Below are 8,989 nucleotides of genomic sequence, written 5' to 3'. Positions count from 1 at the left end.
AGCGGATGATTCCGCTCTTTTTTATGTGGAAGACCTGTTTCCCCTCATATTCACGCCGAAAATCCCGCCCAGCATGCAGACCCCTAAAAATCCTAGATGGTAAAGCAGCTGCTCCGCTGTAAATGTTATTCCGAACCCTAAATACTGAAACAACAAAATAATCACTGAAAAGCTTAAGGCAGTCAACGCCCCGATCATCCAGCCTCTTTCCTTCCCTTTTCCTCCTGAGATAAACCCGCCGATGAATAAAGAAAGAAATGAGATGGCGGTGATCAGCCAGTTAAATGACGACTCTTCAAGCGAGGTTGCCGTCAGTAAAAGTGAAACGGCTAAGCTCGTCAGAAGCATGGCTGAGAAAATGGCGATTAAGCCGTAAAAAATGCCTTTTCCAACTTGTTTCGTTTCCTCCATGAATGTCTCCTCTCTGCCTGTATTAAAAAGGCCTCTGTTCTTTTTGAACAAAGCCGTCAGACATGCTGATGGCTCGTCTTTGTAAAAATGTATTCCCTTAACCCGATAATTAGACGTAAAAGCTTTATGAAATCGACTTGTTCATCTTACATAATTAGTTCGTTTTGTTGCATCCTATGGTGAGTTGGAGGTGTATTATGGAAGAGCTTCTCACTATTACGATTCGCACGATCATATTGTATTTTGTGATATTGGTCATTTTTCGTTTTATGGGCAAACGGGAGATCGGGGAGCTTAGCATTTTAGACCTCGTTGTCTTTATCATGATGGCTGAAATTGCTGTTTTAGCGATAGAAAACGTAGAAGATCATCTATTTCACACCATTTTGCCAATGCTTGTCTTAATGATTATTCAAGTGACATTCGCATACTTTTCTTTAAAAAACCGAAAAATCCGCCAGCTTCTGGACGGCAAGCCGACGATTATTATTAAATATGGAAAAATTGACGAAGACGCAATGAAATCACAGCGTTATAATTTTGATGATTTAATGGTTCAGCTCAGAGAAAATAATATCGACAGAGTAGCTGATGTATCATTTGCCATTTTGGAGCCGTCAGGCAAACTGACAGTTGTCAAAAAAGAAAAGAGCGGCGAGCATCGGCAGCTCGAAATGCCGCTCATTATAGACGGCGCTATCCAAACAGAAAACCTGTCAAGAATCGGTAAAGATAAGCAATGGCTGCTCGAGAAATTAAGAAAACACGGATATACAAATCCTTCACAGATTTCATTCTGCTCGTTTACTGACGGAGAATTATTTATTGATGAAAAAGATGGGCCTCGCACGTGAGCATTATCGGACGATCAGCTGTCCGATAATGGGAATGCGGCGAAGCTCATCTTTTTTAATTAAACGGAAAACAAGCAGGAGGGTGATATAGACGGCAGCGCTCATCACAATCCATCCGGCGACATTCACAACTTCGGACGCGCCAAAGGTTACATATTGTTTGATAGCGGAGCTGATGAATCCGCATACCACAATCACAGCGAAACTGAGCGCGTACTCCTTGATTTTGATACTGATTGGCAGCACCTTGCTCACTGTCGCCGCATGCAAAAGCGTAACGAGCACCATGCCTGTTACGATGGCTAATGCCGCGCCCATTATGCCGAGGGACGGTCTGGTGGCAAGTACGAAGATAAGGCCCGTTTTGACAAGGGCCCCGATTAAGCTGTTCATCATCGCTGCACCCGCTAAATTAAGCGCCTGCAGCACAGCTTGAAGAGGGCCTTGAAAATAATATAGCAAAAAAAACGGGGCCATGACTTTGATAAATACAGCTGCGCCTGAGGAACCATACATCACCCTCATCAGCTCATCCGCAAATACATACAAAATGACAACTGCAATCCCCCCGCTGAGCAGGCACAGACGCATTGCCTGCTCCAGCCTGTATTCCACCACCTGCAGTTTTTTCTGTTCCATTCCTTCACTGATCGCAGGAACTAGTGCAGTCGACAAAGAATATGTAATAAAGCTGGGCAGAGTCAATAGCGTCATGGCAAAGCCGGTCAGCTCCCCGTATTGCTTCGTGGCGGCAACTGTCGCCACGCCGGCGATAGCAAGGCTTTGAGCGACGACAATCGGCTCGAAAAACCAAGAGAGGTTGCCGATAAAGCGGCTTCCCGTGGTAGGAAGGGACACGCTCATTAATTGGGTGAAGGTTTGTTTGCCGTTTTTAATGGATTGGAAAAAATGCTTTCTGATTTTAATTGTTTTTTTATACTTAAAGCAAACAAACAAATAAAGGAGTGACGCCAGTTCACCTGCGACCGAAGATATCATTGCTCCTGCTGCGGCATATTCAATTCCGTAAGGGAGAAAAATCGTCGTGCATACAGCGACAAGTGAAATGCGGACGACCTGTTCAAGAACTTGTGACACGGCTAGCGGGTTCATATTCTGTTTTCCTTGAAAGTATCCCCTGAGTACACTGGATATGGCAATGATCGGCACAACCGGCGTTATGGCCAGAAGCGGGTACAGTGTTCTCTTATCTGTCAGCATCGTTTCCGCCATAACCGGGGCGAAAAATAAAAACAGCGGTGTAAAGATTAGGCTGAGCACTCCTGTGATGGTCAGTGACATGACTAAAATATTTTTTGTTTTTTGATGATCTCCGCGCGCGCTGGCTTCAGCCACAAGCTTGCTGATCGCGACCGGAAGACCGAATTGAGTTAATGTAGTGGCCAAGAAAAAGGTCGGCGCCGCCATCATGTAAAGCCCGACTCCTTCTTCACCGATAAACCGGGCGATCACCACCCGGTTGACAAAACCGAGCATTCTTGTAACCATTCCTGCAGCGATCAGGATAAGAGTGCCCCTTAAAAACGTCTGTTTCGCCATTTTTACCCCCTGCCTTCTCAAACTACCTGTAATCATATACAATAAAGATATGCGTTTATATCGTCCAAGCATGACAAGTCTTCTTGAAAAACAATAAAAAAAGGAGCGTGGAATTCATGGAGAAGCATCCCGCCGATCTATATAAAGACCACGTCAGGCCGTTTCTTCGCAGCAAATTGGAAGAGTTTAAGATTCTCGGATACGATGATGTTGAACTCGAAAGTTTGTGGTCGTACTTAACAGATAAGAAGTGGAAAAAGAAAACGGAACTGCACATTTATGAACTGACAAGCGATATTTTATCAGTGAAAATTGGCGAATTTATGAACTATGCAACTGTTGAGTCGTTTAAAGCGTCTAATTGGCTGGGCAGTGAAGAAGGCCAGGAAGCATTGGAAGAACTGCTGAGATAGCAGGCTGATTCACATAGGTTTAAGGGAGGATATACATAATGAAAAAAGGGCGCTTGATTGCGTTTTTCCTTCTCGTTTTATTGATTGGCACGGGTTTAGGCTACTTTACGAAGCCTGCGGCTAACAATATTACGTTAGGATTGGATTTGCAAGGCGGATTTGAGGTGCTGTATGATGTACAGCCCGTAAAAAAAGGTGACAAAATCACAAAAGATGTTCTGGTCAGCACAGTAGAGGCGTTGAACCGCAGGGCCAATGTTCTCGGTGTCAGCGAACCGAACATTCAAATCGAAGGGAATAACCGGATTCGCGTTCAGCTCGCTGGGGTGACAAACCAAAACAGAGCACGTGAAATCTTAGCCACTGAAGCTCAGCTTTCTTTCAGGGATACAAATGATAAAGAATTGCTGAATGGCTCTGACCTCGTCGAAAACGGGGCTAAACAAACATATGACGCCAAAACAAATGAACCCATTGTCAGCATTAAACTGAAAGATGCTGATAAATTCGGCGAAGTGACTAAAAAAGTCATGAACATGGCGCCAAACAATCAGCTTGTCATTTGGATGGATTACGAAAAAGGAGACTCCTTTAGAAAAGAAGTTCAAAAAGAGCATCCCAAGTATGTATCTGCTCCAAATGTAAGCCAAGAATTAAACACAAGAGATGTTACAATTGAAGGTCAATTTACGGTTCAAGAAGCGAAAGATCTCGCAAGCATTTTAAACGCCGGCGCGCTTCCTGTAAAACTGACTGAAAAATATTCAACATCAGTAGGCGCACAATTTGGACAGCAGGCGCTGCAGGATACGGTGTTTGCAGGCATTATCGGAATCGCAATTATTTTCTTATTTATGCTTTTCTATTATCGCCTGCCTGGATTTATCGCAGTGATTACGCTGTCGGTTTACATCTATATTACACTCCAGGTCTTTGACTGGATGAATGCTGTACTCACACTTCCGGGAATTGCCGCGCTCATATTAGGTGTCGGGATGGCTGTTGATGCGAATATCATCACCTATGAACGGATTAAAGAGGAGCTTAAGCTAGGAAAGTCGGTCCGCTCTGCCTTCCGTTCAGGAAACAGACGGTCGTTCGCGACGATTCTTGACGCCAATATTACAACGATCATTGCGGCGGTTGTGCTCTTCATCTTTGGGACAAGCTCTGTAAAAGGGTTTGCGACAATGTTGATCCTGTCGATTTTGACAAGCTTTATCACAGCGGTTTTCTTATCTAGATTTTTGCTGTCGCTTCTTGTGGAAAGCAGATGGTTTGATCGGAAAAAAGGCTGGTTCGGTGTCAAAAAGAAACATATCATGGATATTCAGCATACAGATGAAAATACCGAACCGTATACGCCGTTCCAAAACTGGGACTTCACAAGCAAGCGTAAATTTTTCCTCATATTCTCCAGTGCCATCACTGTTATAGGAATTATTATTTTGCTCGTGTTTAAGCTGAATCTGGGCATTGATTTTGCAAGCGGCTCACGGATTGAAGTGCAAAGCGACCATAAGCTGACCACAGAGCAGGTGGAGAAAGACTTTGCATCACTTGGGATGGACCCTGATACGATTGTACTTTCTGGTGACAAAAGCAATATCGGGGTTGCGCGTTTTGTCGGGGTGCCAGATAAAGAAACGATTGCCGAAGTAAAAACGTACTTCAAAGACAAATATGGGACAGAGCCGAATGTCAGCACAGTTTCACCGACAGTCGGTAAAGAGCTCGCGAGAAATGCCCTGTACGCAGTCGCGATCGCTTCTATCTGTATCATCATTTACGTTTCGATCCGGTTTGAATATAAAATGGCGATTGCCGCTATTGCTTCGCTGCTGTATGACGCTTTCTTCATCCTTACCATTTTCAGCATGACAAGGCTGGAAGTAGATGTTACGTTTATTGCCGCCGTCCTGACGATTATCGGATATTCGATAAACGATACAATTGTTACATTTGACAGGATTCGCGAGCATATGAAAAAACGCAAGCCGAAAACATTTGCTGACCTGAAACATATCGTAAACTTAAGCCTGCAGCAAACCTTTACGCGTTCAGTAAATACGGTACTGACTGTAGTGATTGTTGTAGTGGCGCTGTTGATTTTTGGAGCGGGTTCTATTACGAACTTCTCAGTCGCACTGTTAATCGGGCTGTTGACAGGTGTATATTCATCCCTATACATCGCCGCGCAAATTTGGCTTGTATGGAAAGGGAAAGAACTGAAAAAAGATTCGATTCAATAAAAAAGTGTCAGGCTGTCCTTTGCTGGGCAGCCTGTTTTTTTGAAGTTTCATTGAACTTAAAATAGACATTTGCTATAATGACATGCGCTTACATTTACACATATAAATGAATGGTGTTAAAAAGTATTGTGGCTGGTTTTCAGATATGTGGGAGGGTTTATATATGAGGGTTCGTGAATCAGTGTTGCCGGGCATCGGGCATAAAGTGGAAATCATCACGAGAAACCGTGATAAAATTTCAATTATTATTCATCATGACGGACGGAGAGAGCTGTACTATTTTGATGAAAATGATCATGAAGAATGTGTTGCCTCGGTGCAATTTGATGACGCTGAAGCCAGGCAAATTTCTGCCATTCTGGGCGGAATGGCATATAAACCAAAAGCATTGGAAACTGTCGAGGCAGCCCTTAATGATTTAATTATAGAGTGGTGTAAAGCAGAGGTTGGAGCGCCTGCCATTCATCATACAATCGGTGATTTGAATGCAGGGCAGGAATATCATGTGACCATCATTGCGATTATTAAGAAGAATCAGGAAAAACAATTGAATCCGGGATCGGCAACCATCATTGATGAAGGAGATACCCTTGTGATTTCCGGTGAGAGAAACGGACTGAAGAGGCTGATCCGGGAAAAATTAACCGCAAATGAGGCTTGATCTAGCATCAAGCCATGTTTAAAACAAGCCTTGACAGGGAAAGTTACCTAATAATGTGAAGTTTGGGGGAAAGAGAATGAATAAACAATGGACCATTATTTTCGCACTTATTTTTACCTTAATTGTCGCTATTTTTGCTGTGATTAATGTAAGATCGGTAGAAGTTGATTATCTGTTTGGCAGATCGGAGTGGCCGCTTATTCTTGTTATTTTAGGCTCTGTTTTAATGGGAGCGCTGATCGTATTTTCTGCCGGCATTTTTCAAGTGATGAAACTAAAGCGGGAAATAAAAGCGCTGAGGAAAGAAAACAAAACTGCACAAGGCACGATTCATAAACAAGAGGATACGTTGCATCCTGACCTGAACGACACACAGGATGCATCAGCCAGACTTGAGAAAAAAGACTAGTTTTCGAATAATATTTGAAACCCCTCAGCCTGCTCTAGTATAATAGGGTGGTTGAGGGGTGAATTTATGTTAGCGTCAAAAATGCGATGGGAAATCCAGCGACCAGATCAGGATAAGGTCAAATCACTCACAGAACAATTGCATATCACACCTCTTGTTGCGTCCCTGCTTGTAAAAAGAGGCTTTGATACAGCAGAAAGCGCAAGCCTGTTTTTACATACAAAGGATGCCGATTTTTATGATCCTTTTGAAATGAAGGGCATGAAAGAAGCGGCAGATCGAATAAAACAGGCGATATCACAACAAGAACTGATTATGATATATGGCGATTATGATGCCGATGGAGTTACCAGTACCTCAGTGATGCTTCATACACTGCAAAAGCTGTCGGCTCAAGTTGATTTTTATATACCTGACCGCTTTAAAGAAGGCTATGGCCCTAATGAACAGGCGTTTCGTTCGATTAAAGAACGAGGCTTCTCTCTGATTATTACGGTTGATACAGGGATTGCCGCTGTGCATGAAGCAAATGTGGCCAAGGAACTCGGGCTGGATGTTATCATTACAGATCACCATGAGCCGGGACCGGAGCTTCCGGATGTTCACGCGATTGTCCACCCGAAGCAGCCGGGCTGTACCTACCCGTATAAAGAACTGGCCGGAGTCGGAGTTGCGTTTAAGCTTGCCCACGCTTTATTGGGCGAACTTCCAGATGAACTGCTTGACCTGGCAGCGATCGGCACGATTGCTGACCTTGTCCCGCTGCATGACGAAAACAGATTAATTGCAACACTGGGACTTGAAAGGCTTCGGCGGACGAATCGGCTGGGCTTACAAGAGCTGATCAAGCTGTCAGGCGGAGACCTTGGAGAAGCGAACGAAGAAACAGTCGGGTTCCAGCTTGCACCAAGGCTGAATGCCGTCGGGAGAATCGAACAGGCGGATCCCGCTGTCCATTTGCTTATGTCAGAGGATCAGTTAGAAGCGGAAGAGCTTGCCGCTGAAATTGACCAGCTAAACAAAGAGCGCCAAAAAATGGTTAGCAAGATGACGGATGAAGCGATTGAAATGGTTGAACAGCAAAGTCTCGATCAAACTGCAATCGTCGTGGCCAAAGCCGGGTGGAACCCAGGTGTCGTCGGGATTGTGGCTTCAAAGCTTGTGGACCGATTCTATCGTCCGGCCATTGTGCTTGGCATTGATGAAGAAAAAGGGATTGCTAAAGGCTCGGCCCGAAGCATCAGAGGCTTTAATTTATTCGAGAGCCTTTCTGAATGCAGAGATATTCTTCCTCATTTCGGCGGCCATCCAATGGCGGCGGGGATGACGCTGAATGCCGAAGATGTGCCGGATTTGCGAAACAGGCTGAATGAAATAGCGGAAAACACGCTTGCGGAAGAGGATTTTATTCCTGTACAGGAAGTTGATCTCGTCTGCGGTGTCGAGGACATTACGGTTGACAGCATTACAGAAATGAACCTGCTGTCCCCCTTTGGGATGCTGAACCCGAAACCGCACGTTCTCGTGGAAAACGCTGTGCTGGAAGATGTCCGCAAGATCGGCGCGAATAAAAATCATGTAAAAATGACGGTCAAAAACGAGTCGTCTCAGCTTGATTGCGTCGGTTTTCATAAAGGTGAGCTTGAAGAAGGCATTGTCCCCGGCTCAAGAATTTCAATTGTCGGTGAGATGTCTATCAACGAATGGAACAATAGAAAAAAACCGCAGCTAATGATTAAGGATGCCGCTGTTTCTGAATGGCAGCTGTTTGATTTAAGGGGAAAACGGATGTGGGAAGACACAGTTTCCGCCCTTCCAGCTGCTAAAAGGGCTATTGTTTCTTTCAAAGAAGATTCAACAACACTTCTTGAGGATGAAGACCTTCGCCGCGAAGTGCACGTCATTAGCTCTGAAGATCAAGCGAAGGCGTTTGATCTCGATGGTGCTTATATTGTACTGCTGGATCCGCCGCCTTCGTTGGACATGCTCACACATTTGCTGGAAGGCAAGGCGCCTGAGCGGATATATTTTATTTTTCTCAATCATGAGGACCACTTTTTATCAGCTTTTCCCGCAAGAGACTACTTTAAATGGTATTATGCGTTTCTTCTGAAAAGAGGTTCTTTCGACGTGAAAAAACACAGTTCAGAGCTTGCGAGGCATAAAGGTTGGTCAATAGAAACAATCAATTTCATGACAAAGGTGTTTTTTGATCTCGGTTTTGTTAAAATAGAGAATGGTGTGCTGTCTGTGGTTAGCGGAGTGAAAAAACGCGACTTAACAGACTCACAAACATATCAGGAGAAGAAGCAGCTGATGGAACTGGATCAAAAGCTGAATTATTCTTCTGCTGAAGAGCTGAAGGAATGGCTGAATAAGCTGATGAAAAAAGATTCAGAGGCTTATGAAAGTACGAGGAGGACATAAAA

The 8,989-nt window shown here is 44.3% G+C and carries 8 protein-coding genes; 6 read left to right on the top strand and 2 right to left on the bottom strand.

Annotated features, from left to right (window positions below; all coding sequences use genetic code 11):
* Positions 1-21: 21 nt before the first annotated feature.
* Entirely contained in the window at positions 22-411 is a 390-nt protein-coding gene (locus SC79_RS08120; protein WP_039074625.1) for a TIGR04086 family membrane protein, read from the bottom strand.
* A gap of 197 nt (positions 412-608) precedes the next feature.
* Between SC79_RS08120 and SC79_RS08115 the strand changes: the two genes are divergently transcribed.
* Entirely contained in the window at positions 609-1,265 is a 657-nt protein-coding gene (locus tag SC79_RS08115) for a DUF421 domain-containing protein (protein ID WP_039074624.1), read from the top strand.
* 3 nt (positions 1,266-1,268) lie between these two features.
* On the opposite strand, the gene spoVB is transcribed toward SC79_RS08115, so the two are convergent.
* Positions 1,269-2,825 (bottom strand): stage V sporulation protein B, encoded by a 1,557-nt coding sequence (gene spoVB / locus SC79_RS08110; protein WP_039074623.1) that lies wholly within the window; start codon positions 2,823-2,825, stop codon positions 1,269-1,271.
* 116 nt (positions 2,826-2,941) lie between these two features.
* On the opposite strand from spoVB, the gene comN reads away from it, so the two are divergent.
* The 5 genes from comN to recJ all read left to right on the top strand — a co-directional run bounded on the left by comN (position 2,942) and on the right by recJ (position 8,987).
* Entirely contained in the window at positions 2,942-3,238 is a 297-nt protein-coding gene (gene comN / locus SC79_RS08105; RefSeq protein ID WP_039074622.1) for a post-transcriptional regulator ComN, read from the top strand.
* 38 nt (positions 3,239-3,276) lie between these two features.
* Entirely contained in the window at positions 3,277-5,490 is a 2,214-nt protein-coding gene (gene secDF, locus SC79_RS08100; RefSeq protein ID WP_039074621.1) for a protein translocase subunit SecDF, read from the top strand.
* Between the two features lie 163 nt (positions 5,491-5,653).
* Positions 5,654-6,151, top strand: a complete 498-nt coding sequence (locus tag SC79_RS08095) for a cation:proton antiporter regulatory subunit (protein WP_039074620.1) — start codon at positions 5,654-5,656, stop codon at positions 6,149-6,151.
* A gap of 76 nt (positions 6,152-6,227) precedes the next feature.
* The gene (locus tag SC79_RS08090; RefSeq protein WP_010331010.1) at positions 6,228-6,560 is read left to right on the top strand and encodes a LapA family protein; all 333 of its coding nucleotides are present in this window, start codon (positions 6,228-6,230) and stop codon (positions 6,558-6,560) included.
* A gap of 66 nt (positions 6,561-6,626) precedes the next feature.
* Positions 6,627-8,987, top strand: a complete 2,361-nt coding sequence (recJ, locus tag SC79_RS08085) for a single-stranded-DNA-specific exonuclease RecJ (protein ID WP_039074619.1) — start codon at positions 6,627-6,629, stop codon at positions 8,985-8,987.
* The last annotated feature ends 2 nt before the right edge of the window (positions 8,988-8,989 follow it).

This window comes from Bacillus sp. MSP13, assembly GCF_000815295.1.
Classification (GTDB): Bacteria; Bacillota; Bacilli; order Bacillales; family Bacillaceae; genus Bacillus; species Bacillus vallismortis.
The sequence above is the reverse complement of the archived record's forward strand: the minus strand, read 5'-3'. Positions and strand labels throughout refer to the sequence as shown.

Excerpts from the sequence above, each read along its gene's own strand:
- comN (WP_039074622.1), top strand. The coding sequence starts at position 2,942 with ATGGAGAAGCATCCCGCCGATCTATATAAAGACCACGTCAGGCCGTTT.
- SC79_RS08095 (WP_039074620.1), top strand. The coding sequence starts at position 5,654 with ATGAGGGTTCGTGAATCAGTGTTGCCGGGCATCGGGCATAAAGTGGAA.
- SC79_RS08120 (WP_039074625.1), bottom strand. The coding sequence starts at position 411 with ATGGAGGAAACGAAACAAGTTGGAAAAGGCATTTTTTACGGCTTAATC.
- SC79_RS08090 (WP_010331010.1), top strand. The coding sequence starts at position 6,228 with ATGAATAAACAATGGACCATTATTTTCGCACTTATTTTTACCTTAATT.
- SC79_RS08115 (WP_039074624.1), top strand. The coding sequence starts at position 609 with ATGGAAGAGCTTCTCACTATTACGATTCGCACGATCATATTGTATTTT.
- spoVB (WP_039074623.1), bottom strand. The coding sequence starts at position 2,825 with ATGGCGAAACAGACGTTTTTAAGGGGCACTCTTATCCTGATCGCTGCA.
- secDF (WP_039074621.1), top strand. The coding sequence starts at position 3,277 with ATGAAAAAAGGGCGCTTGATTGCGTTTTTCCTTCTCGTTTTATTGATT.
- recJ (WP_039074619.1), top strand. The coding sequence starts at position 6,627 with ATGTTAGCGTCAAAAATGCGATGGGAAATCCAGCGACCAGATCAGGAT.